Origin of the sequence: Parasediminibacterium paludis, from assembly GCF_042651445.1 — a bacterium.
In the GTDB taxonomy this organism is placed as follows: Bacteria; Bacteroidota; Bacteroidia; order Chitinophagales; family Chitinophagaceae; genus Parasediminibacterium; species Parasediminibacterium paludis.
Genome location: NZ_JBHSDC010000002.1, coordinates 349,915 through 374,396 on the forward strand (window position 1 = coordinate 349,915; position 24,482 = coordinate 374,396).

Annotated in this window: 19 protein-coding genes and 1 tRNA gene; 3 read left to right on the top strand and 17 right to left on the bottom strand. The window is 37.0% G+C overall.

Annotation, left to right across the window (positions count from 1 at the left end; translation table 11 throughout):
• Positions 1-1,058: 1,058 nt before the first annotated feature.
• The 5 genes from ACFOW1_RS02175 to secA all read right to left on the bottom strand — a co-directional run bounded on the left by ACFOW1_RS02175 (position 1,059) and on the right by secA (position 7,645).
• Complete coding sequence (locus ACFOW1_RS02175; RefSeq protein ID WP_379012009.1) at positions 1,059-1,625, bottom strand: RDD family protein; 567 nt, start codon at positions 1,623-1,625, stop codon at positions 1,059-1,061.
• A 176-nt stretch (positions 1,626-1,801) separates the two neighbouring features.
• Positions 1,802-2,977: a M20 metallopeptidase family protein gene (locus tag ACFOW1_RS02180; RefSeq protein WP_379012010.1), complete on the bottom strand. Its 1,176-nt coding sequence runs from the start codon at positions 2,975-2,977 to the stop codon at positions 1,802-1,804.
• 74 nt (positions 2,978-3,051) lie between these two features.
• Entirely contained in the window at positions 3,052-3,483 is a 432-nt protein-coding gene (locus tag ACFOW1_RS02185; RefSeq protein ID WP_379012012.1) for an SPOR domain-containing protein, read from the bottom strand.
• Between the two features lie 96 nt (positions 3,484-3,579).
• Positions 3,580-4,248: a deoxyribose-phosphate aldolase gene (deoC, locus tag ACFOW1_RS02190; RefSeq protein ID WP_379012014.1), complete on the bottom strand. Its 669-nt coding sequence runs from the start codon at positions 4,246-4,248 to the stop codon at positions 3,580-3,582.
• A 76-nt stretch (positions 4,249-4,324) separates the two neighbouring features.
• The gene (secA, locus tag ACFOW1_RS02195; protein WP_379012016.1) at positions 4,325-7,645 is read right to left on the bottom strand and encodes a preprotein translocase subunit SecA; all 3,321 of its coding nucleotides are present in this window, start codon (positions 7,643-7,645) and stop codon (positions 4,325-4,327) included.
• Positions 7,646-7,937: 292 nt separating this feature from the next.
• Here secA and ACFOW1_RS02200 point away from each other — a divergent pair, with 292 nt between their 5' ends.
• Positions 7,938-8,486: a DUF6992 family protein gene (locus ACFOW1_RS02200; RefSeq protein ID WP_379012017.1), complete on the top strand. Its 549-nt coding sequence runs from the start codon at positions 7,938-7,940 to the stop codon at positions 8,484-8,486.
• 66 nt (positions 8,487-8,552) lie between these two features.
• Here the strand turns inward: ACFOW1_RS02200 and ACFOW1_RS02205 are convergent, their stop codons facing one another.
• The 8 genes from ACFOW1_RS02205 to ACFOW1_RS02240 form a co-directional block, all read right to left on the bottom strand.
• Complete coding sequence (locus ACFOW1_RS02205) at positions 8,553-9,062, bottom strand: acyl-CoA thioesterase (protein ID WP_379012019.1); 510 nt, start codon at positions 9,060-9,062, stop codon at positions 8,553-8,555.
• A gap of 95 nt (positions 9,063-9,157) precedes the next feature.
• The gene (locus tag ACFOW1_RS02210; RefSeq protein WP_379012022.1) at positions 9,158-10,255 is read right to left on the bottom strand and encodes a mandelate racemase/muconate lactonizing enzyme family protein; all 1,098 of its coding nucleotides are present in this window, start codon (positions 10,253-10,255) and stop codon (positions 9,158-9,160) included.
• A gap of 63 nt (positions 10,256-10,318) precedes the next feature.
• Positions 10,319-11,098: an ABC transporter ATP-binding protein gene (locus ACFOW1_RS02215; protein WP_379012024.1), complete on the bottom strand. Its 780-nt coding sequence runs from the start codon at positions 11,096-11,098 to the stop codon at positions 10,319-10,321.
• A 116-nt stretch (positions 11,099-11,214) separates the two neighbouring features.
• Complete coding sequence (locus tag ACFOW1_RS02220; protein ID WP_379012026.1) at positions 11,215-11,733, bottom strand: hypothetical protein; 519 nt, start codon at positions 11,731-11,733, stop codon at positions 11,215-11,217.
• 326 nt (positions 11,734-12,059) lie between these two features.
• A complete protein-coding gene (locus ACFOW1_RS02225; RefSeq protein WP_379012028.1) occupies positions 12,060-12,335 on the bottom strand; it encodes a hypothetical protein in 276 nt (91 codons plus the stop codon).
• Positions 12,336-12,374: 39 nt separating this feature from the next.
• Positions 12,375-12,446 (bottom strand) — tRNA-Cys (locus tag ACFOW1_RS02230).
• 4 nt (positions 12,447-12,450) lie between these two features.
• On the bottom strand, positions 12,451-13,665 hold the full coding sequence (locus ACFOW1_RS02235) for a sterol desaturase family protein (RefSeq protein ID WP_379012029.1): 1,215 nt from the start codon (positions 13,663-13,665) through the stop codon (positions 12,451-12,453).
• Between the two features lie 53 nt (positions 13,666-13,718).
• On the bottom strand, positions 13,719-14,351 hold the full coding sequence (locus ACFOW1_RS02240; RefSeq protein WP_379012030.1) for a redoxin domain-containing protein: 633 nt from the start codon (positions 14,349-14,351) through the stop codon (positions 13,719-13,721).
• A 978-nt stretch (positions 14,352-15,329) separates the two neighbouring features.
• On the opposite strand from ACFOW1_RS02240, the gene ACFOW1_RS02245 reads away from it, so the two are divergent.
• On the top strand, positions 15,330-16,730 hold the full coding sequence (locus ACFOW1_RS02245; protein ID WP_379012032.1) for a DUF4403 family protein: 1,401 nt from the start codon (positions 15,330-15,332) through the stop codon (positions 16,728-16,730).
• A 71-nt stretch (positions 16,731-16,801) separates the two neighbouring features.
• Here ACFOW1_RS02245 and ACFOW1_RS02250 read toward each other — a convergent pair whose 3' ends face one another.
• From ACFOW1_RS02250 to ACFOW1_RS02265, 4 genes are all read right to left on the bottom strand, one after another.
• Positions 16,802-18,340 (bottom strand): TSUP family transporter, encoded by a 1,539-nt coding sequence (locus tag ACFOW1_RS02250; RefSeq protein ID WP_379012035.1) that lies wholly within the window; start codon positions 18,338-18,340, stop codon positions 16,802-16,804.
• An 84-nt stretch (positions 18,341-18,424) separates the two neighbouring features.
• Positions 18,425-19,342, bottom strand: coding sequence for a Brp/Blh family beta-carotene 15,15'-dioxygenase (locus tag ACFOW1_RS02255; protein ID WP_379012037.1), 918 nt, complete (start codon positions 19,340-19,342; stop codon positions 18,425-18,427).
• The gene (locus tag ACFOW1_RS02260) at positions 19,335-20,480 is read right to left on the bottom strand and encodes a lycopene cyclase family protein (protein WP_379012039.1); all 1,146 of its coding nucleotides are present in this window, start codon (positions 20,478-20,480) and stop codon (positions 19,335-19,337) included. Before ACFOW1_RS02260 ends, ACFOW1_RS02255 begins: the two co-directional genes overlap by 8 nt.
• A 56-nt stretch (positions 20,481-20,536) precedes the next feature.
• Positions 20,537-21,265, bottom strand: coding sequence for a bacteriorhodopsin-like (locus tag ACFOW1_RS02265; RefSeq protein ID WP_379012042.1), 729 nt, complete (start codon positions 21,263-21,265; stop codon positions 20,537-20,539).
• A 779-nt stretch (positions 21,266-22,044) separates the two neighbouring features.
• On the opposite strand from ACFOW1_RS02265, the gene ACFOW1_RS02270 reads away from it, so the two are divergent.
• Positions 22,045-24,363 (top strand): hypothetical protein, encoded by a 2,319-nt coding sequence (locus ACFOW1_RS02270; protein ID WP_379012044.1) that lies wholly within the window; start codon positions 22,045-22,047, stop codon positions 24,361-24,363.
• Positions 24,364-24,482: the final 119 nt, after the last annotated feature.

The following is a 24,482-nucleotide window of genomic DNA, read 5'->3' on the forward strand; positions in this document are numbered from 1 at the left end:
AGAGAATGCAGTAAAAGCAAAGTGGTAAATTTTGTATCTGGTTAGCTTGTAACAAAAATCTTATTTTACAAATAGAACAGACAAATACCCAGGCCCTGGGATTATCCCATCAGTTGGTCGTAGTTTTTATGCAGGCTTTACGGCAACATTTTAATCAAAAAGTTTAAGCCTAAGGAATTATATATTTATCCAATCACTTAAAAAATATATGAAGTCAGTTTTCGGAGCAACAAGCCCACAATTCAAACAAGTAAGCGGACTTGGGTTTACAAACGTAAAAGACCGTTAATTTCAAACAGTCGAGCAGGTGGACACAAACCTTAAATACAAACCTACCTACCCGACTGTATATTTTCAGATACAGGTTTATAATGTTAGCACTAACACAATCAATATTTGCTTACAGACACATAATATTTGCGTGCAGGTTGACAATATTACCGTACAGACAAATACTTTTTACTTACAGACTGCCAATATTGTCGTAAAGACAAGTAATTGTTGGACACAGACCAATATTTTTAGCAAGCAGACTGACAAACCCAGCGAACGACAACTCTAACAAGCCAACGCTGCAAGTCAGGCACATGGGCAGGCACACAAACCCACCCCACAGAAGCCAACCTGCCCAAGAGCCTGCCTTGCCCAACGCACGGCAACCACCCTATGACCACGACCAGACCTACATTATAGACGACCGAGTAGAAAGGGTATGCGTACAACAGGGGTATCTTGCAAAAGCTGGGCGGACGGAAGCACAATCGACAGTAAATCTTTAATCAATTTCGGTTCGGGCTGACACGGCAACATTCAACATCAATTGTTACCTTCAACAAAATAATTTCAATCGGCATTGGTTGTGGGCGGACGGAATACTATTACCCAGCCTTCGCAAATACCTTGGCCGTTGGTTGCTATCCGCTCTTCGTGATGTTCGCTTGCGGCATCTCGAAGCACAGATAAAAAGGTATTTGTAATGCCACGCCATGGTTTATTTCTTCATACAAAACACCCCGCAAAAACCAAGTCTTGCGGGGTGTTTTATGTGTATTATACGTTTATGGTAAAGTAGAGGATTTAATCACTACAACATGTGTATTGTTCCATTGGTCATGCCAAGGGCTTGGCGGGTCGCCCAAAGCACTAATTTGATCAAATGGTACCATACGGCTAAAGCCTCTTCCAAATGCAGTAGCTGCAGAAATAGGCGTACCATCGTGGTTCACTGCTTTGGTGCCTGTAATGTATTTACCAAGAGAGCGGCCTTGTGTCATTACTTCTACAATACTCATATACATACCGTAAAATAGTAGCGTGATAATACGATCTAAAAGTGGGTTCATTTCTTCTAAATCAGCTGCATACGCCGGGAAGAAAATACCAATAATAAGCCCGCCACCAACAATTAATACGATATAAAAAACAATGAGGTCAATAAGATAATTGGCAAAACGCAAGCCCCTACCTGCTAATACTAAATTAACTTCAGGCGGTTGGTAGTAATACTGTTGTGGTTGTGGTGCTTCGGCAGTCGTTTCTGTAGGCGTTACAATTGGGGTTTCAGCAGTAGATTCTACTGGTACATCTTGTGGTGTTTCAAATGAGTTGTCTGTGGTGTTTTCCATTTGCAATTAGTTTAGGAGTTCAATATAGTTTATTTAGTATTTCAAAGTGCAATGTGTTTAGTTTTTTTATGCGTTAAATAACTATAATAAAAAAATACCCCGCAAAACTTCGTTTTGCGGGGTGAAACTAAACCTATAAGGTTTTTAAAACCTTATAGGTTTGTGCAAATACAATATTAGACCGTTGCACCAAGCCAAGCCATCATGCCTACACCAATTTCAATGGCGCTTTCATCAATGTTAAACTTAGGCGTGTGTACATTGTGTACAATGCCTGCGGCTTCGTTGCGCACACCTAATCTAAAAAAGCAGCCCGGTATTACTTGTGTGTAATAGCCAAAATCTTCTGCACCCATACGTAGTTCGGTTTCTTCTACGTTTTCTTTACCCATAAATGCATTGGCTTGTTGCCATACGTCCTCAGTAAATACGGGCTCATTATCTACAGTAGGGTAGCCCACATCTATCAATAAATCTATTTCTGCACCCATGGCTTCTACCAAGCCAATTGCTTGTTTGGTAATCAGTTCGTGGGCTTTAAAACGCCAAGTTTCGTCCATAGCCCTAAATGTACCCATCAGCTTTACCTCGCTAGGTATTACGTTGGTAGTATGGCCGCCTTGTATGCTACAAATGCTAAGCACCGACGGTGAGGTAGGATTGTTGTTACGGCTAATAATTTGTTGTAAACTCACAATTAAATGTGAAGCGATTAATACTGTATCGGCTGTTAAATGTGGCGAAGCCGCATGACCGCCTTTACTACGAATGGTAATGTAAATTTCATCGGCGCTAGCCATTACACGGCCTTTTCTAAAACTTAATTTACCAGCGTTTAAGCCCGGATGTACGTGCAAGGCTACAATGCCTTTTGGTCGTGGATTTTCTAATGCGCCATCACGTATCATGTAGCTAGCACCGCCTGGGTTTTTTTCTTCACCTGGCTGAAACAACAGCTTTACAGTACCTTCAAATTGCTCTTTTATTTCGTTTAATATTCGTGCTGCACCTAATATAATGGTAGTGTGTACATCATGGCCGCAGGCATGCATAATACCTGCGTTTTGAGATGTATAGTCAACCGTGTTTTCTTCTACAATTGGCAATGCATCCATATCACCGCGCAAAGCCATCACTCTGCTTTCTGGGTTTTTTCCTTTGATGGTGGCTACAATACCCGTTGTTGCCATCACTTCAAATGCAATACCAAGCTCGGTTAATTTTTGTTGTACATATTTGCTGGTTTCAAACTCTAAGTAGCTTAGTTCGGGATGTGCGTGTAGGTATCTTCTTGTGGTAATATTTTCTTGTGCGTACTGAGCGGCTAATTGCTTAATGGTTTGCTGTAACATAGCTAGTAATGTGAAAGGTGAAACGTGATCCCGAAAGCTATCGGGAGTGAAAAGTGAGATTTGGATAGAGCAGTTTAGCCCGCAATATCTTCACCTTCTTTAGGGGTGTATTCAATAGCATCTTCTACTACATACACATTTTGTCCAACTAATTTTGCTAATTGTTGCTTTAGTTTTTCAGCATCTGCACGTTTTATAAAGTTGCCTATACGGACTTTGAAATTGGGTGATTGAAAAATGAGATAGGATTTCTCTTCTGGAAATCTCGTTAATAAATCTGTCTTCATTTTGAAGGCTTCGCCGCGGCTTTGTGTGCTCAATACTTGCACACGAAACCCTTTGTACAAGCCACTGCTAGTCATCATACTGCTGCGCTTGTTTATTTGTGCTTGCTTCGCAGAAAGCATATCTAAACGTGGGTCTTTACGTACAATTACGGTATCACCATTTGCCATTGCTTGTAATGCCAAAACGGTGACTACCAATAGCATCATTATTTTTTGCATAGATGGTTATTTTTGCGTTTGCAAGATAAAGTAGAATATGCAAGGAACAAGTTTCAAGTAACAAGTAACCTGCAACTATTAACCAGCAACTTGTAACTAGTAACTACCTTCAGCCTTTTCGCCATTTACAATAGCTACACTAGCACTACAACCAAGGCGTGTAGCACCCGCTTCAATTAATTGTTTAGCAAATGCATAATCTCTAATACCACCAGACGCTTTTATTTGAACATGTGGTGGCAAGTATTCTCTAAATAGTTTTACGGCTTCTATGGTAGCACCTTTTTCTGCATAGCCTGTAGAGGTTTTTAAATAGTCAATACCTGCAACACCATATAGCTGACAACATTTTACAATTTCATCGTCTGTTAAAACACCACTTTCGATAATGATTTTAACGCCCCGATTATTTTGTTTGATAATAGGCATTAAATGGTTGATTTCATTGGCTAAATATTCCCAATCATTATTCTTAATGGCCGAAATATTAATCACAATATCCAATTCATCTGCACCATCTACAATGGCTAGTAATACTTCTGCAAGCTTGGCTTCAATAGCACTATAGCCAAATGGAAAACCGATTACTGTTGCTACTTTTACACTGCTATCTTTTGTAAAAGTTTTAGCTGTTTTTATAAAATTGGGGGGCACACATACGGCAGCAAATTGGTATTGTACGGCTTCGTTACATAGCTTTTGAATATCTGCTATTAAAGTGGTTGGCTTTAAAATAGTGTGGTCTATGTATTGGTTAATAGTCATGGTGTTTAGTATTTGCTTTTAAAAGAAAAGCAACCCATTTTCGGGTTGCTCATTATATGTTAAACTTGTTGATAGCTTATTCTGCTTCTTTACCGTGGCAAGCTTTGTATTTTTTACCGCTACCACAAGGGCAAGGATCATTACGGCCAATTTTTGGTCCCACAACTATGGGCTGTTGCTTTACAGGTGTAGGGTCATAATAATCATTTTCTGATGGCGCAGGTTCGTTACCAGATCCATCAAAATCTTGCTTACGAGATTGCATTTTGCTGAGGTCGGTTTTTTGTTGGCGACCTTCTTTTACTTGGCTTTCATTTTCAATAGGAATGGTGGTATGACACAAGAAAGAAACAATGTTTTTGTTGATTTCCTCATCCATGTTTTTAAACAAGGTAAAGGCTTCCACTTTATAAATTACCAATGGATCTTTTTGCTCATAAGTGGCTGTTTGAACGCTTTGTTTTAAATCGTCCATCGCTCTTAAATGCTCTTTCCATTCGTCATCAATTAAGTTCAATGTCACCGTTTTTTCAAGGCTGTTTATAAGCTCTAATCCAGATGTAGCCAGGGTTTTATCCATACTCGCTAACACTTGCAAGCCACGTTTGCCATCGGTAAATGGTACAATGACATTTTCAATATGATTGCCTTGGTCTTTACGAATATTTTGGAAAACAGGCAATGCTTGTTCAGCCATTTCAGCCTTTCTGCGTTGGTAATGTGCTATTGCTTCATTATACAACTTTTCAGATAATTGTTGCGCCCCATTTTTATTCAATTCTTCGGCTGTAATAGCTGTATCAATACCAAAGTTGACAATTGTTGCCAATCTAAAACCTTCGAAGTCGTTTTGTTCTTTAAACGAACTTATCAAACCTTCGGCAACTGAGTAGAAAGCATTGTCTAAATCAAGTGCCAAGCGCTCACCAAACAAAGCGTGGTTACGTTTGGTATAAATAACTGTACGTTGTTTGTTCATCACATCATCGTACTCAAGCAAGCGTTTTCTGATACCAAAGTTGTTTTCTTCTACTTTCTTTTGGGCACGTTCAATACTCTTGGTAATCATGCTATGCTGAATCACCTCGCCTTCTTTGTAGCCGGCAAAATCCATCACTTTTGCAATGCGTTCGCTACCAAACATACGCATCAAATCATCCTCTAATGTTACGAAGAATTGTGTAGACCCTGGATCACCTTGACGACCTGCACGACCACGTAACTGTCTATCTACACGGCGGCTTTCGTGACGTTCAGTACCAATAATTGCCAAGCCACCCGCTTCTTTTACACCAGACCCTAATTTAATATCGGTACCACGACCAGCCATATTGGTAGCAATGGTAACTGAACCTGCTAAACCTGCTTCGGCTACAATTTGTGCTTCACGGGCATGTTGCTTAGCGTTTAATACATTGTGTGGTATTTGTTTTTGGCGCAACATTCTGCTTAGCAATTCGCTCACTTCAACTGATGTAGTACCTACAAGTACTGGTCTGCCTGCTTCTCTTAATTTCGTTATTTCTTCTATTACCGCACCAAATTTTTCACGTTTGGTTTTGTACACTAAATCTTCTTGGTCTATTCTTACTGCAGGAATATTGGTAGGAATTGTTACAACATCTAGTTTATAGATGTCCCAAAACTCACCAGCTTCGGTTTCTGCAGTACCCGTCATACCACAGAGTTTGTGGTACATACGGAAATAGTTTTGTAGTGTTACGGTTGCATAAGTTTGCGTTGTCGCTTCAATTTGTACATTTTCTTTGGCCTCAATAGCTTGGTGCAAGCCGTCAGAATAACGACGACCGTCTAAAATACGACCTGTTTGTTCATCAACAATTTTTACTGCACCATCTAGTACCACATATTCAACATCTTTATCGAATAATGTGTAGGCTTTTAATAATTGTTGTACGGTATGGATACGATCTGCCTTTACAGAATAATCGTTGATGATACTCTCTTTTTGGCGTAATTTATCTTCAGCAGCTTCTGCGCTTTTATCAACATTTGCAAGGCTGATGCTGATGTCTGGGATGATAAAGAAATTGGGGTCTTCACCCGCTTTTGTAATTAGCTGAATACCTTTATCAGTCAACTCAACCGAGTTATTTTTTTCATCAATGTAAAAGTATAGTTCAGCGTCTGCTTTAGGCATTTCTCTTTGCTGGTCTGCTAAGTAATAGTTTTCTGCCTTTTGCAATTTTACTCGCATGCCTGGCTCGCTTAAAAACTTGATTAGCGCACTATTTTTAGGTAAACCACGATGTGCTCTAAACAATGCCAAGCCACCATCTTTCGGATCGTCATTGCCTTCTGCAATTTTCTTTTTAGCTTCGTTTAAAAAGCTATTGATGGCACGTTTTTGTGCATCTACCAATTTTTCAATTCTCGGTTTTAATTCAAAGAATTGTTCTAAATTATCTTGCTTGCCAATGGGTCCGCTAATAATTAAAGGCGTTCTAGCATCGTCAATCAATACACTATCTACCTCATCCACCATTGCAAAATGGTGCTTGCGCTGTACCATTTCATCTGGATTGTGTACCATGTTGTCACGTAGGTAGTCAAAGCCAAATTCATTGTTAGTACCATAGGTAATATCAGCTAAATAGGCTTTTCTTCTTTCTGGAGTGTTTGGTTGGTGTTTGTCAATACAATCTACCGTTAAACCTAGCCATTCGAATATTGGGCCGTTCCACTCACTATCACGCTTTGCTAAGTAATCGTTCACCGTAACTACGTGAACACCTTCACCGCTTAAAGCGTTTAAGTATGCAGGTAAGGTACTTACCAAGGTTTTACCTTCACCCGTTGCCATTTCGGCAATTTTACCGCTGTGCAATACGCTACCACCTATTAGTTGCACATCGTAATGCACCATGTTCCAAGTAACTTTACCACCACCGGCAGTCCAAGTGTTTTTAAAAGTACAAGTGTCTCCATTGATAGTTACGTAGTCTTTTTTTACACCTAATTCTCTATCCAATTCGGTTGCGGTAGCCACAATCGTTTCATTTTCTTTGAAGCGTCTTGCAGCTTCTTTAATAACAGCAAAAGCCTCAGCTTGAATAGCTTTCAAAGCCTCTTCTAATTGTTTGTCACGCTCTTTTTTTAGTTTATCTACTTCTTGGTAAATGCTATCTTTTACATGAATATCGCTTGCAGGCAGCGCTTCGGCTTCTTCTTGCTTTTTAGCAATCTCTGCATCAATATCTTTTAGATGCTCTTTAATGCGGCTTTTAAATTCTTGCGTTTTGCTACGCAATTCATCGTTTGTTAAACTTTGATACTGTTGAAAATATTGGTTAATTTTTTCAACGATAGGTTTAATCTGTGCTACGTCTTTTTCGCTCTTATTACCCCCTAATAACTTGCTAATAAATTTCAACATATATCTTATATAATTGTATGATTGGTGTTAATATTTATCAAATAAAGTGCTGCAATATTTTTTAGTCAAATTGACACACTTATTTTGAGGCGATAAATATAAAGCATTTGCTTACAGATGAATGCTATTCGAAGATTTGAAGGAACAAATCATAAGATGATTTTAACTTTTATTCATTAAAATATAAAACATGCGGATTACATTTTTTTGTTGTTTATCTTTTCTAATGCTTACTAGTAAAGCATTTTCGCAAAGCAGTGTAAGAGATTCTGCTATATTAAAAATCGATACTTTGAAAAATACAAACCAGTTGATAAGTTTAGATTCCATTGCGAAAAGACGCTATCAATTAAATAAAACCAATATGACCATTTTGGCAGGTTGGGCGGGTGTAAATATCGTTCAAAGTAGTATTTCGTCAGCCAATGCTACTGGCAGCGATAAAGCGTTCTTTAAAATGAATACTTATTGGAATGTGGTAAACCTAGCGATTGCTGGGGTTGGCTTGTACAGTGTGAAAAAAGCTGTCAATAAAAAATTGTCATTAATGCAAAACGTTAATGAGCAGCAAAAACTTGAGAAAATATTGCTGCTCAATTCTGGCTTAGATGTAGGGTATGTATTTGCGGGCTTGTATATGCAAGAGCGTGGGCAACATATTAATAATACACAAACGGAAGGTTTTGGGAAGAGTGTATTGTTACAAGGTAGCTTTTTGTTGGTATTTGATGTAGTGCAATATTATCTGCATCATGCCAATGGTAAGCACTTGAACGGTTGGCTGCAAAAAGTAGATATTGGTGCTTCGCAAAATGGTGTAGGGGTGGTATATCGGCTGTAGATGATAGGTCATGGTTCATAGTTAAATACAAGTAATATTAGCTATGAACCATGACTTATGATTCATTTAAGAAAATAAAGCTTTTAATTCTGTAGCATCATGGGCTTTCATTTTACCTGCTAATACTAAACGCAATTGTCTTCTACGCAACGCACCATCGTATACACGCTGTTGTTCATCTGTTTCTGGAATAAAAGCTGGTACTGGTTTTGGTTTGTTATTTTCATCTAAAGCAACAAAAGTGAGATACGCTTCGTTGCTTTCGTATTTTGTTTTGCGTAATAAATCTTCCCCCCATACTTTTAAATGTATTTCCATCGATGTTGTAAAAGCACGAGATACAATAGCTTCAATATGTACAATATTACCAAGCTTAATAGAATTTTTAAAACTTAAATTATCTACAGAGGCCGTCATACAAGGACTATTACAATGTTTTGCGGCCGCAATACCAGCCGCAATATCCATCCAATACATTAATCTGCCACCCATTAAATTACCAAACGTATTTGTATCGTTTGGTAATACCATCTCATTCATGATTGTAAAACTTTCACTTGCTTTTTTTGCTTCCATTGTGCGAAGATAACCGCAGTTTAATAATGGTGTTTACGATTTACATGATTTGACAAGTATCTATCAACAGGGAGCATGTTGAAGTAGACTTTCATTTATACCACCACTTGTACCAAATCTTTTAAGTAAGCATCATCAACCTCTGTACCAATGCCAATAGCATCGCTTAATTGTAAATGCATACCATTGTAAGTAACACCGCCAATTACTGGGTCTATTTTATGGCCTAATAAGCAAGTATCTAAATCGTAGAATTGAATGTTATCATTAGCCATCGCAAAATGTACTTTGGCAGTTAATGCCACCCGACTTTCAAGCATGCCGCCCATCATGCATGGTATATTATTTTTTTCTGCGATAGCATTAATTTTTATGGCTTCTAAAATACCGCCACTTTTAGAGAATTTAATATTGATGTATTTGGCGGCTTTATTTACGATAATACGTTCAGCATCATGGTGGGTAAATACACTTTCGTCAGCCATAATAGCTATGGGCGAAATGGCACACAGTTGTGGCAGTAAATGGTCGTTGTACTTACGCATAGGTTGTTCACAAAACTGAATACCGTATTTGCCTAAGCCAGTTAATGCTTCAACTGCTTCTTCAAAAGACCAACCTTGGTTGGCGTCTATACGTAGCTGTGTAGTGTAACCAATGGCAGCTCGTATTTGATGGATGCGCTCAATATCATCTTTGGGCTCCTTGCCTAGTTTTACTTTAATCATATTAACGCCTTTCGCTACAAATTCTACCGCCTGTTGAGCCATGATTGCAGGCGTGCTAATGCCAATGGTAAGGTCGCTTTCTATCATTTTTTTTGTGCCACCTAAATATTGATACAAAGGTTGCTGTGCATGCTTTGCAGCTATATCATACAAAGCTAAATCGAAGGCGCTTTTGGCTGTATAATTACCGGCTGTGTAGTTATGTAATTCAGCCATTCTAGCCTCAATATCTAATGGATTTTTACCTTTCCAAATAGCTGCAAAATCTTTCGCCATTTCGTAGCAAGTAGCTTGCGTTTCACCTACAATCATTGGAAAAGCCGAGCATTCACCTACACCAATAATACCTGCATCTGTATAAACCCGAATAAAAATATTTTGGGCATAATCCATTGTGCCAGTAGCAATGGTAAAAGGTACCATTGGTATGGAATATTTATAAATATAAATATGAGTAATGGTCATTTATAATATCAGATTTATAATTTGAGATGGTTAAGTCGCTACCGAATTTCAAATTAGCAATTATCAGAATTGCTTTCCTTCGGCTTCCATCATGCGCATTTGCTTGGCATCTTGCAAAAACTCAGATGCAAAAATGAATTTATTGAGCAACTCATTTTTACTGAAAATAATTTCCTTATTACTGCCTTCCCATTGTTTTTGCCCTTGGTGCATGTACACAATATGGTCACCAATTTCCATTACACTATTCATGTCGTGGGTTACTACGATAGTGGTTATTTTATATTCAAGGGTTATTTCTTGAATTAGTTTATCTATCAGTAAAGATGTTTGTGGATCTAATCCAGAATTTGGCTCATCACAAAATAGGTATTTGGGGTTTAAAACAATGGCTCGTGCAATACCTACCCGCTTCTTCATGCCACCGCTTATTTCTGATGGAAATTTTTTATTAGCGCCTGTTAAATTTACTTTTTCTAACACTTCATCTACACGTTTACGCCTCTGTGCTAGTGTCATTTTACTAAACATATCTAGCGGAAACATTACGTTTTGCTCTACGGTCATGCTGTCAAATAGGGCAGAACCTTGAAAAAGCATACCTATTTGCTGACGCAATAATTTACGCTCATCGGTTTCCATAGTAGTAATGTTTTTACCATCGTAAATGATTTCGCCTTTATCGGGTTGAAATAAATCGACCATGCATTTGGTTAAAACCGTTTTACCACTACCACTTGCGCCAATGATAAGATTGCATTTTCCTGCTTCCATTACTGCATTGATGTCGTTTAGAATCACTCTATCTCCAAACGACTTCTCAATATGTTTCAGTTCTATCATACCTGCAAGATAATGGGATTTCTTTTTGTTGCCATTATTAGTGTTTTGTTTATTAAACACACAATAAAAAAGCTAACTCATCGTGCTGAGATAGCTTTTTACATTAAATTTATTATTTATTTTTCGTATGGGAAATTTCTTGACACTTTACGCATCATTCTTTCCATTAATTCGCTAGCTGATGAGAATACACCATCATTCATATCTTTAGAAAATCTCCAAAGTAGCTCACCATCAACACCGTTTTTAATTTGCATTACTAACTGACCACTACCAGTTTTAGCACCAATACCTTCAAAAAGAAGTGTTTTTGCTATTGCAGCTCCCTCCGAAGATGTTTTTTCGTATGAATAGCTACTTTTTATAATGGCATCAACGCCAAGTATTTTTGCTAAAGAATCAATACCAATTTCATCTATTTTGTCAAATACACCTGCTTTTCTCAATAAAGTATTTGTTTTATCTGGATCTTGGAAATCAACGGTGTACTTATCTTTTTTTCTTAAAAGAAATGTAAACATTTCATTTTGTAAGTCACGAGATAGTTTAATTTCTTCTTGTTTGTTAGCTTGGGCATCAAAGTTTTTAGGCGGGCGCTTGTACGAAACCAGCAGTAAACGGTAAAATAGCAACAATTTTGTGCTTGGCAATCGCTTCCTTCATTTTGGGTGACTCGTAGATTTGTTTTGCGCCTTCTTGGGCAAAAACATTCAAATTAGTTAGCAGCAGTAGTGCTATTACTAGTTTTTTTATTTCAAAAGTTTTTTATAGCTATAGTGCAATAATATGTTTTTTATAAATGCGATTTTAACACCTCTCATTTTTTTGAATTATATTTCTATAAATTAAATCAAAGATAGTTTTGTTGTTTTAGCGTTATACAAAAAGAAAAGAAGCCAACCTCTTCAGTTGACTTCTTTTTTTAATTCAAACAACAAACTAAAACAAACTATTACGCTTGCTAACTAGCCTTTTTTAAATACAAACTTTCCTGTATTTGCTTCTCTTTTATAATAGTAAAAGCATATTTTTTACCAATACCACTTGCTACTTTAAACACTTTGTCGGTAACATCAGTTAGGGTAATATTGCCTTCTACATTATACTCTACCCCTTTTTGGTGTTGGTGCCTTTGATTATTTTTTTTAAAGCGTTCGTTTTCTAGCGCTTTGCTAAGGTTTAAATAATCAGTCTCGCTTGCATTAAACAATTCGATGCTGGTGATAAATTTTGCCATTTTTTAATTTTTTAAATGAATGAATGATAATATCTACTGACGCTGCGGGTGGAATCGAACCACCGTAAAAGGTTTTGCAGACCTTAACCTAAACCACTCGGCCACGCAGCTTTTTTTATTGTTGATAGCGGTATACCAATGATAAATACCTATTTTGTACAGGTCTATAGTAAATGCATGCTGCTATTGCCACAATGCTTAATACCGTTATGATGATGGCGTAGTTGTGAAACTGAAAAGCAATGGCTAACAAAGAGAAAACTCTTAAAAATTCTACATTATAAATCCAACGCTTTTGTTCCATAATCGCACCGCAGTTGATTAATGTTAAAAGGGTAAATGTTGTAAATGCTATAATAGTGCCTACACTTAAGTAATGCTCGGTTAATATAAAGGCAAATAATCCCACTAATAATAATATCATTTGCCAAACAACATAATTGTTTAATGGCTTTTCTATAGTCGATTTATTTTGCTTTATATGAAATATTGCTTCTGCTTTTGCACGGGCGGTTGGGTCTAGTGCATCGGGTCTGCCAAACAGTAATTTCAATTTGCTTTTTAGTGTTGGCTCTTGCTTCATGGCTATAGCCATTTCTATAAAATAATGAAAGTGCTGCCATAAAAAACTATAGGTCTTAAGGGGATGCGTTAGCCCATACACAGGTTCTTCATCTTCTTTTTTAAACGTACCAAACAGCTTATCCCAAATGATGAACACATCTCCATAGTTTTTATCTAAATACTGCTCGTTACTAGCATGGTGCACCCTGTGGTGAGATGGCGTTACAAATAAATACTCTAGTATGCCTAGCTTGCCTACAAGCCTTGTGTGTACAAAAAATGGATATAAACCATGCACTAGTAACATACCTGTTATCATAGGTGCCGGAAAGCCAATAAGCGGTAATACACACCAAAAACCTGTTCTTGCTACAGCCTGTAATACTGTAATTCTTGCAGAAACCGTAAAATTAAAATCTTCACTTTGGTGGTGTACCACATGCAAAGCCCAAAGCACATTCATTTCGTGGGCTAGCCTATGATACCAATACCAAATAAAATCGGTAGCAAGTAGTAACAATATCCATAAAAACACACTTGGCTTTATATTAAAAATGCCATACTTTTTTTGTATGCTATCGTAAATAAGGTAGAATAAACCTGTAACAAGCACATCGCACAAGCGCTCTGCAATACCAATGCTGATATTATTTATCGATTCATGAAGATTGGAATAATTGAGTTTTTTGCGCTTAATGATGAGGTACTCAATGTAAATCAAACCTATAAACAATGGTATGCCAAACGCAATGATGTTTAATTTCATTACCGTAATATTTTTGTACTAAAAAATTGTGAAATGCTTTACTAGCTTATGTTTTACGATACTAGTTTATTGTAGCGCACATTTAAGTAGGTATATGTATTGTATATATTGTCTACAGCTTCAAATACACCATCTGTGAAGTGATTATTGGTATTGGCATTGCCAAATAATTCAAATTGGTAGTCAATAAAATGATGTACAATTTGTCTTTCTGGGTTTATAACATACAATGCTGGCAAAGCTGCCGCTGCATCTTCTATGCCTGATAGCCAATTGGTTAATGGGTTTGCATCATCATATAAGCCAAACAGTTCTGCAATGCTATTATCTGCATCTACAAATACATTTAAATTAGTAGCACTTGCAATGGCTTTTTTAAATGCTTTGCTAGTATTGCTTGTGATAATAATTAAGTTGCCACCATGCTGATTTACCTGTGTTTGTAAGGTTTCTAGCTGTTGTATACCTGTTGTATTGTTAAGTAAATTGGTATAAAATGCAATGACCAATGGTTGTTTTGCTTCAAAAAAATGCTGAATAGATACAAACGACGATTGGTGCAACTGAAATATGGGTGCTATATCACCTTTTAGCAAAGGGTAGTAGCCATAATTATATTGCCTAGTAGATACACTTGGTACTTGTGAAAAAATGCTTGCTTGAATTTGTGGTGTGGTGGTTGCCATGGTAATTACAATTTAAAAAGTGGTAAAAAAGGTTGGTAGAATTTGGTATCAGTAATAAACAAAATGTCTGCTAGTATTACTTGCAGCAGGTACACATACAACACATAAAAAAGCGGCTATGTAAAATGTTGTGGTCATGTTTTTAATTTGATGGTGTAAAAGTGAAACATTTATTTTAGACTACCAAATTTATAGACTATTATTTTGAAAATATTTTGCCACAATGTTTTTACTGCAACTTGCTGTATAATTTGTTCATCAGTTACCCACAATAAAAAAGCACTAGCCTTGCGGCCAGTGCTCCAAGTTAGATAGTGTAACACCACTAACTTTCGGGGGCTACTATAGGGGGTAGACTTTTTTTTCTGTTTTGCTAGTTATTTTACGTCTTTTATTAGTTACAAAACTTATTAGTTGATAGATATTTTCGTACTTCTAATACCTTCTAAATATTATTATTAATACGTATCCTTTTGATACAGTAATAGCATAAATGGCTGTAATGCTTGTAAGGCAAATGCTAATATGTTGTTACGGGTATAGCAATGGGGATAAAGTAAAAATAATGAATAATTTAATATGGGCATTTGTTTTTTGAAAAATATTTTTATATATGTTGCTAAACAAGCTACACAAAGCTTTCTTAAATACGATTTATCTTTATAAGTATATTATCAACCTGATTATATACAAAGCTTTAAATAGACCAACTAGCAGCTAATACCTATGGTATTTTGATGTAACAAGTTAATTAAAATAGTATCGTTGTGGTTAAACACTTTGGAAGAAAAAATATAATGTGCACTTCCACTCTAAAATACATATTTGAGTAAGATTTTTATGACTGACTTTGATACTAATAAGTTTTGTATTTCCAACATTCAACTAGCATCCAAATGCTTTTCAATCCTGTTTGTTACTATAAGCAATAGTTTTGTAATATTGACTATTAAAACTAGCAACCATTAAGCGTTTTTTATGATAAAACTATTCGGCAAAATTATTACTGCCACAACTGTTACAATCTTATTTTTCAGCTGCTCAACCACCCAAAAAATTGAGGCTTTAAAACCAACACCCAGCTACACTACCGACATTGTGTACGAGAAACAAGTGAGCTATTTTAACCTCCCTGTAGAAATAACCATGACCGACCTGCAAGGCCAAATCAACAAGTATTTCAACGGACTAGTATATGAAGACAACGTACTTGAAGATGATAATATGATGGTAAAAGTCTGGAAGCAAGGTCCTATCATACTCAATGAACGTTTTGGTAAAATAGATATGGTATTACCTTTAAAAATATGGGCGAAAGTGCGCTATGGCTTTGAGCAATTTGGGGTAAAACTCTACGATACCAAAGAGCTAAACTTAAACGGTACCATCAAATTAACATCGGCTGTAACTTTTAAAAACTGGCATTTTTCTACCGTTACCGAAATTACTGGTTTCGATTGGGCCGAGAGTCCTTCCGTAGTTATTGCTGGTAAAAATATACCAATGACTTACTTGATAAATCCAGCGGTGAACTTGTTTAAAAAACAAATTGCTCAAAATATAGATAATGGTATTGAGCGTTCTATGGACATCAAGCCTTACGTTTTAAATGCATTAGATTTTATGAGCAAACCAACCGAGGTTAACAAAGATTACCACGTATGGCTAGGTTTGCAGCCATTAGAACTATATACCAATCAGGCAGTAGTAGCTAATAAAAAAGTAAGCATTACGATGGGGCTAAAAGCATATTTAGAAACTTCTATTAATGCACAGCCTTCGGTTAAGTTTGATAAAACCAAATTGCTGTTACAAGGTGCTGAAAAATTGCCCGCCGACTTTGGGGTAACCATCGCTGGCATTGTAACTTATGCCAATGCTTCTGCTTTAATGCAAGCCAATTTTAATGGTAAAAGATTTGAAAGTGGTAGCCGTTCTATTACTGTAGAGAAAATAGATATCTGGGGTAAAGATGGTAAAATGATTATCCAACTAGGGATGACTGGCTCAATAAATGGTAACTTTTATTTATCTGGCATACCAAAATATGATGCTGTTAAAAAGGAAATGTACTTGGATGAACTTGATTTTGTACTCGATTCAAAAAATAAGTTATTAAAGCTTGGTGATTGGTTGGCGCATGGCACGATTGCAGCTAAATTAAAAGAAAACTGTAAGTATTCTATCGCAGATCAATTGGCATTAGGTGAGAAGAATGTAAAAACCTACTTAAGTGGATACGAACCAGTGAAAGGGGTAAAAGTGACGGGTACGTTAACTTCATTGGCACCACAAAAAATTGTTTTAACCAGCAATGCTATTATTACCACGATCGATGCAAGAGGAAAAGTTGCCATAGCCATAGATGGTATGCAATAATATAATCACAAACTGTAGATTCATCTAACAGAAAAGCAGCATTTTAGCTGCTTTTCTGTTGAGCGTATAGTTTAATTAGCTATGTGTAGCACATTAATAATGGCACGAACTAAGGTGTTGGAACTGGTAAGTATTACCAAAATACCTACTGCTATCAGCATGGTTTTTACAGGTAATTTACCGACCAATCTTGCGGCAATAGGCGCAGCAATGACACCTCCAATAATTAAGCCTGCCACATCTAAAATAGGTAAGTGCTTCAATAAAATAAAGAAAGTGGTGGCGCTTGCAAACACCACAAAAAATTCTGCCAAGCAAACCGAACCAATAACATAACGGGTGTTTTTTCGTTTCGAAACCAAGGTGCTGGTAACCAAAGCGCCCCAGCCACCTCCAGCAAAAGCATCCATAAATCCACCTGCGCTTGCTAGCCAACCAGCACTTGTTACTTTGTCTTGTCCATTTTTCCTTTTAAAGGCTTTTTGTATAATATAATACCCTAAATAAATGGTATAAATGGATAGCGGTATTTTGACATAAATAGCATAGTCCTTTGCTTTAACTGCAAGATAAGCACCAATAATAGCGCCTAGGATACCAGGAATAACCAAGGCTTGAAAAAGTTTTTTATTGATATTACCAAATCGGTGATGGCTATAGCCAGAAACGCCACTACTAAATACTCTTGCTGAGTGAACACGGCTACTTACTATGGCAGGATTTACCCCAATGGCTAGTAAAAATGTGGTAGAAATAGTACCATAGCCCATTCCTAAACTACCATCCGCCATTTGTGCGAGAAAGCCACATACAATCATTAACAGAAACGATTTAGTGTCAATATAGTCTGGTAGTTTTTTTACGCCAGCAAGTATATCGCTAAACGGAACGAAACTAAAAAAAGCATGCCCCACAATCATAAACAAGAATGCCAATAAGCACCATTTTACAATTTGCTGCCATTGTTTGTGTTCGGGTTGGTCGGTAGGTTGAATAACAATTTTTGCCGCTAATGTTTCTGAAGCTGCTTGGGTGGCTACTAAGGTTTTTGTTACCTCGTTTAGCTGGGTGATTTTATTGGCAAAGTCACCCTTTAATTTATTTCGAATAACTGCCATATTATTCAACAGCTCGTCCATTTCATCTGGTATTATTTCGTTAAAAACTTCTTTCAAACGCTTGGCTACCGTAGGTGATTTGCCATTGGTAGAAATTGCAATTTTTAAGTTTCCTTTTTTTACAATACTTCCCAAATAAAAATCGCAGAGCTCTGGTTTATCAGCAGCATTGATTAAAATACCTTTTTGCTTTGCATCCACAGCAATAATAGTGGCTAAATCTTTATCATTTACAGCCGCTATTACCACGTCTGCATGGTTCAAATCATCACTATGATAAGCTTTTTCTACCAGTAAAATATTTGGATGAAGACGCGCAATTTGCTTAATATCATCACTTATCGTAGTGGCAACTAATTTAATATTCGTACTTGGTGCATTGGCTAGTACAGCTTCTAATTTTTCTAAACCAATTAGACCGCCACCAACCATGACAAGGCGCAGATTTTCTAGCTTTAAAAATATAGGGAAGAGATGGTTCGATTCTTTCAAAACGCTAAATGTTGATTAATCCACAAATTTAGTAGATTAATATCATTGAACAAAGTCGTTTTGATATTTAACGATTAATGGTGCTTATTTTTTTAGTTTGGTAAATACTTGTAAATGGGGTAATGTAAGAATGGAAATGGCGATAAAAACAATACCTAAGTTGGATGTAATGATCGTTTTTTGATACCAATTACTGGCTATTACTAAAATAGCAATCCCTAGCCAAGCAGCTACAGCATAGGGTAGAGCCTGCCGCGCCATCTGCAACCAGCCAAGTTTTGTATTGGGTAGCGATAAGTGTTTTCTGATTAAGTTAAAAGATAGAACAGAATGCCAAATGCCAAAATAAAAGCCAAATGCAAGGTAGAGTGGCGAAAAGTAGATAATTAAAAGCAATACGATTGTTTGCAATATAAAGTCGAAAGTTATTTGTTTACTCCAACCAATAATACTTTTGAAAAAGATAGCAATAAGCACCATACATAATAATAGTAAGACGACTGTAATGGCGAAAACTATGCTTGCTTGTTTTAAAACATAAGTATTATTGATAGATAATTTGAGTATTTGTACCACCACGGGTAGTGCTGTATCCGCATGGCTAGAAACAATAAATGTCAATATCAGAAACCCAAACAAGGTATATAGCAAAGTATCCAATTTTCTATTTTGTCTTATGGGCCAATCTACTTCGCCAAAGTGGAATGCCGTTAAGAACATAAAAATTGCAAAGCCAACATAGGGAGAAATGATCCAAATAATACTATAAATTACAATATTGATGAGATAGCGAGATAAAAATTTAGACAAGGTTAATTTATTGCCAACTTGTATTTGCGTTTGCGAAGCAACAAAATAATCTAAAGCTCCATGCGGTATGCCAGTAACAAATATGGTAATATAAAGAAAGTACAACTGAGCTTGAATAGGGATTACCAATAAGCTATTTGCTAATGTGAGCAATAAGCCTAGTGCAAGTAAATATCGTTTCAGCTTAGTCATTATTTGGCTGCTTATGGGTTCTAAACAAGGCGTTTAAAAACGGCATTTTAGGTAAATGTAGAAATATGAGCGCATCTTGCCAAAGGGTTGTTTGCTCATCTAAAAATTGCAAAACGGTGCGCAACGTATTGTATTTAAATAGTTTATAGAAAATGTATTTCATCCTATTTGGCGCTTGCTGAATAATATTGAGAAATAAGGCATCGTAAAATAAAAAACGTTTTTTGAACTGCCTATTACCTACCACTTGTTGGTTGGTAATAGCATTAATAATTTCTTTTGTATGCATCATTGCTCTTACAAACGAGTAGCCAGTTGATGCTTTAATGCAGCCTGCTGCGGTACCTATCGGTATAATATTATTTGGCAATGCATTTTCACTAGGTGGCAACTGCATAGGTATTTTACCATGTTCTTTGCTGGTAATGCGATAATTTATGGTAAATTTTTTTGCGATATAATCACCTAATATTGCTTCATAGTAGGTAGGTTCAGCTAAGCAATCAGAAAAAATGGTACATTCTACCAGTGCTTTGGTAGTACTAAAAGGTAATATATATACGAAGCTGATAAATTTTGTATTATCTATCGAGAAATCCATCATAGTGGCTACTGTATCATCAAACGTGGGTACTTCTGTTTCAATTGTCCAGCCAAGAAATTGTTGCCAAATAGTTGTTTTGGGATACGCCTTGAACCCCAATTTGGGGTTGGTAAAGAATACGGTATCACAGGTAAACGTATCTGTGTTGGTAACGACTATCGGCTGTTGGTGAGGTTGTATTTCTAGCACCGTATTGTGTAATATTTCTATTCTACTATCAGTAGCAAAATAGGCGATACAATCATTGTAAAAATCTAAACTATTAATAAATTGGTAGCTTTTGGGTGCTATCTTTTGCGTTGTTGCATAATTGTCTGTTATAAATTGCACTGCATCCCATTCTTTTTTAACCAAATGCCTATAAGGGTGATCTTTATTGTACCAAAAACACCAGGACTTTTCTTCATGTGTGGCAGATGCATCTATCAATAATATCGACTGTACGACGTTACTACTTAATTGTAATAGCGACTTTGCTAGTTGCAAGCCTGCACAGCCAGCGCCAACAATGATATATTGATAATGTTTTTTCATGTATAAAAAAACAAAGGATGCCGAAGCATCCTTTGCAAATAAATGTGGTGGTAAAATTAAGCTACCTCATCTTTTCTACTTAATGAATAAATCACTAAGCCGAAACCAATTTTGTTAATAGCATCACCAATATTGTAGATGATGTCCATGTTTAAACCTAGGTTTACGTGCATACCAAACAAACCGCCTGGTGTACCAACGATATAACCTACTGGGTAAATAGCCCAACCTACTAAAACAAACCAAGCTAAAGTGCGGTTAGCAGCAGCCACTGAAGGTCCAGCGGTTTGTGCCAATTTTGCAACATCGCCAAACCAAATAAGATAAGCAATGTAGAAATAAGCAATACCAGATACCAAACCCCACTGCCAGCTGTGAGCAGGGTCAATTGCTTCACCGAAATAACCAGTGATAAGCATTACTAAGGAAGCAGCAATTAGTTGCCACAATAAAGATACTTTAGCGCCTACTTTTTTGGTGATTAAGTAAAACTCAACACACATTAAAGGCACTGTTAAAATCCAGTCAACATAACGGAAGAAAATTGGCGATTCGCCAGTTTCTAAATTGTAACCGCGCATGTAATAGTAGTGCACAGCCGCAATAAAGGTAATTAAGCCAGATACTAGTACAGATGTTCTCCATTTTTTTGAAGTGTTGTTTAACTCAAAAAAGAAGAAAGCTGAAGCGGCCATCATGGCCATCGTGCCAATAAAGAAAGTAAAGGCAACGTAATTTGTTGGGTCGATAACTTTGAACGACGCATCTAAAAGAAAATGGTACATATGGTGGGTTTTTGATTCAGTAGTTTTAGCAATCGTTTAACTTCATGGCATTGAAACTTTAACAGAATTTTTTAGCTTAGGTTTATTTTTTTCCGATTAGTTGAATTTTTCGGTAAAAATTTCTGTTTTGGCATACACAGAAGTAGATAATAGACTAATTTGAGGGGTCTATAATACTGCTTTATTACAGTATAAACAGATATAGGAATTTTTTTGGAAAAAATTATAAACGTAATGCCATATCCTAATTAATACCTATAGACGTAGGTCTTTCATTACCAATCTTAAATAACCTAGGCGAAGCTTATGTGGTCGTAAATAATAGTCTGCAGGTTTAAATAGAGTAATTGAATGAAGAAAAATACTTACGCTTAAAGCTTTTCTTGATGCTTTTCTTTCGCAATGATGAATTTTTGGAGATGCTTTAGAAGATTTGCAATTGCAGTATCTAGTTTAGTAAATATTAGGTACAAAAATATAGCATAGGCTCCGCATAAGCCAAAAGGCTGAAGTACAAGCGACTCCTAGTAGGGACCTCCGAGAGGCCCTTTCATTATTATTTCGAGATACAGTAAGCAAATATCTTCAAGTGTGAGCTTTCTGCTCTGACTCCAAAACGATATTCCTTACAGTTGTAGGAATATCCCTTGTAGCCATCCTAAACGTTATAATATCCTTAATAAATAAGTTTCGTTAAACCCTTACTATTTAATACTATCCATATTATTTGTATATTTTTTGGAACAACATTTGCCTAAAGCATTAAAAACAAGTAAACCATGCAATCAGTACGCAACAAAGCGCTTAAAATGATCCTTGCCTTTTTAGGTATGGGCATTATTGCAAACGCTCAATCCGAGTGGCCTAAAGAAATCCCATTAGACAATGGGGGAAGAATCACCATCTATCAGCCACAACCCGAAAGCCTAAAAGGCAATCTATTATCCGCAAGAGCGGCTGTATCTATTGCTAAATCAGCAACCGACGAGCCTACATTTGGCGCAATATGGTTTGATGCGACTTTACAAACCGATAAAGACAATCGCACTGCCACATTGGAGAGTATGAACGTTAAGGAAGCTAAATTTCCAGGCATACAAGACCAACAACAGTTGCTACAGTATACGCAAACCCTGCAAGGCCAGATACCTAATTGGAACCTACGTTTTCCGCTAGATGAATTGCTGACCTCTATTCAGCAAACACAGCAACTGAACGACCCCAATTTAAAAAATGATGCCCCCAGTATTATCTATAGAACTAGACCATCTACTTTGGTAATCATAGATGGCGAGCCTAAACTGCAATTAGACCAAGAGCTCAATATGCAAAAAGTAGTCAATAGCCCTTCTATCATTGTACAAAACCCCGATGATAATTTGTTCTATTTGTATGGTGGTGGTTTGTGGTATAGCTCTAACAATATTTTAAATGGTTGGAACTATGTTAAATATCTACCTACAAGGATTCAACAAGTAGATGCGCAAATTCAACAAAAGCAAAAAGACGGCGATGAAAATAATGTGGCTAATAAACCTACTACCCCAACCGATGTTATTGTAAGTACCCAACCTGCTGAATTGATACAAACTGAAGGCGAACCAACTTATCAAAGCATAGCGGGTACCAGCTTATTGTACGCTAATAATTCTTTAAACGATATTTTTAAGGATATCAATACCCAAAAAAATTACATACTGGTATCGGGTAGATGGTATACCTCTAACACCTTAAATGGTGGTTGGACTTACGTACCTGCAGATAAATTACCAGCCGATTTTGCTAAGATTCCCGAAGGGTCAGAAAAAGATGGCGTACTATCTAGCGTAGCTGGTACTAATGCTGCCAATGAAGCATTGATGGATGCACAAATACCACAAACAGCCAAAATAGATAGGCACACGGCTACTACCAATGTTACCTATGATGGTAACCCACAATTTTCACCTATCCGCGGTACAAATATGGCAGTAGCCGAAAATAGTAGCATTACAGTGTTGCGATCTAATGGTCAATATTTTGCCGTAGACAATGGCACTTGGTATGTAAGCAATAATCCAAATGGTCCTTGGCAGGTATCTACAACAAGACCTGAGGAAGTTAACAATATTCCGCCAGATAATATTGCCTATAATACCAAATATGTGTACGTTTATGATTATACACCCGATTATGTGTACACTGGTTATACGCCTGGCTACTTAGGTTGCTATATTTATGGCCCTACGGTGGTTTGGGGCACTGGTTGGTATTACCGCCCTTGGTACAGGCATTATTATTATCCTCGTGCCTACACTTGGGGCTTTGGCATGAGCTATAACCCTTGGAGTGGCTGGAATATTGGCTTTAATGTGGGCTACAGTTTAGGTTGGCATTATTATGATAGCAATCCTTATTGGGGTGGCTGGTTTGGTCCTCGAGCTTACCACCCGCCTTACCGCCCTTGGGGTTTTAATGGCGGCTATTACGGTGGTAGAAACGTGGTTTTAAGTAGGCCAAATGTTGTTATCAATCGTCCAATTACTATTTATAACAACTATACCCGTATTAATAATGTGAACGTTTATGCTAACCGTAACCACAGTATTAATCTTTACAACCGAGTAAATGGTGCACAAACAAGCGATATAAGACGTATACCGGGTAATGCTTATGTCAATAATCCTAACAATGGCCGAGCGGCTAATAATAATCCTAACGATTATCGTATAGAGAGTAGACCTGCGAGTAATGGTAATTTTAATAACAATCGTTTTAATAATAACAATATTAACCAGCCTAGTATGGGCATTAACAATCGACCATTTGCACAACCTGCTCAGCAAGTTAATGGCAACAATATTGCGACAGATAGGCAGGGTAATGTGTTTAGAAGAGACAATAATGGCTGGCAGCAGAATAGCGGCAACGGCGGTAATAATAACCAATGGCGACCTGCCCCAAGTACGCAGATACCAGACCTAAACCGCGTACAACAACAAAGGGAGAGAAGCAGTATGCGTGAAAATAATTTTAGGGCTGCCCAACCCCAAGCACCAGCACAGGCGCCACGCAGTTCTGGTAACAACAATAACGGCGGGGGTAGACGTAGAGGCTAAAATATCCATCATAAGCATTTATAAAAAGCGGCATTGCAATATTGCAATGCCGCTTTTATTTTACCATCTAAGCAAATAGACGGTTCATTAAAACACAACTGCTACTAGATGTCTCTGTA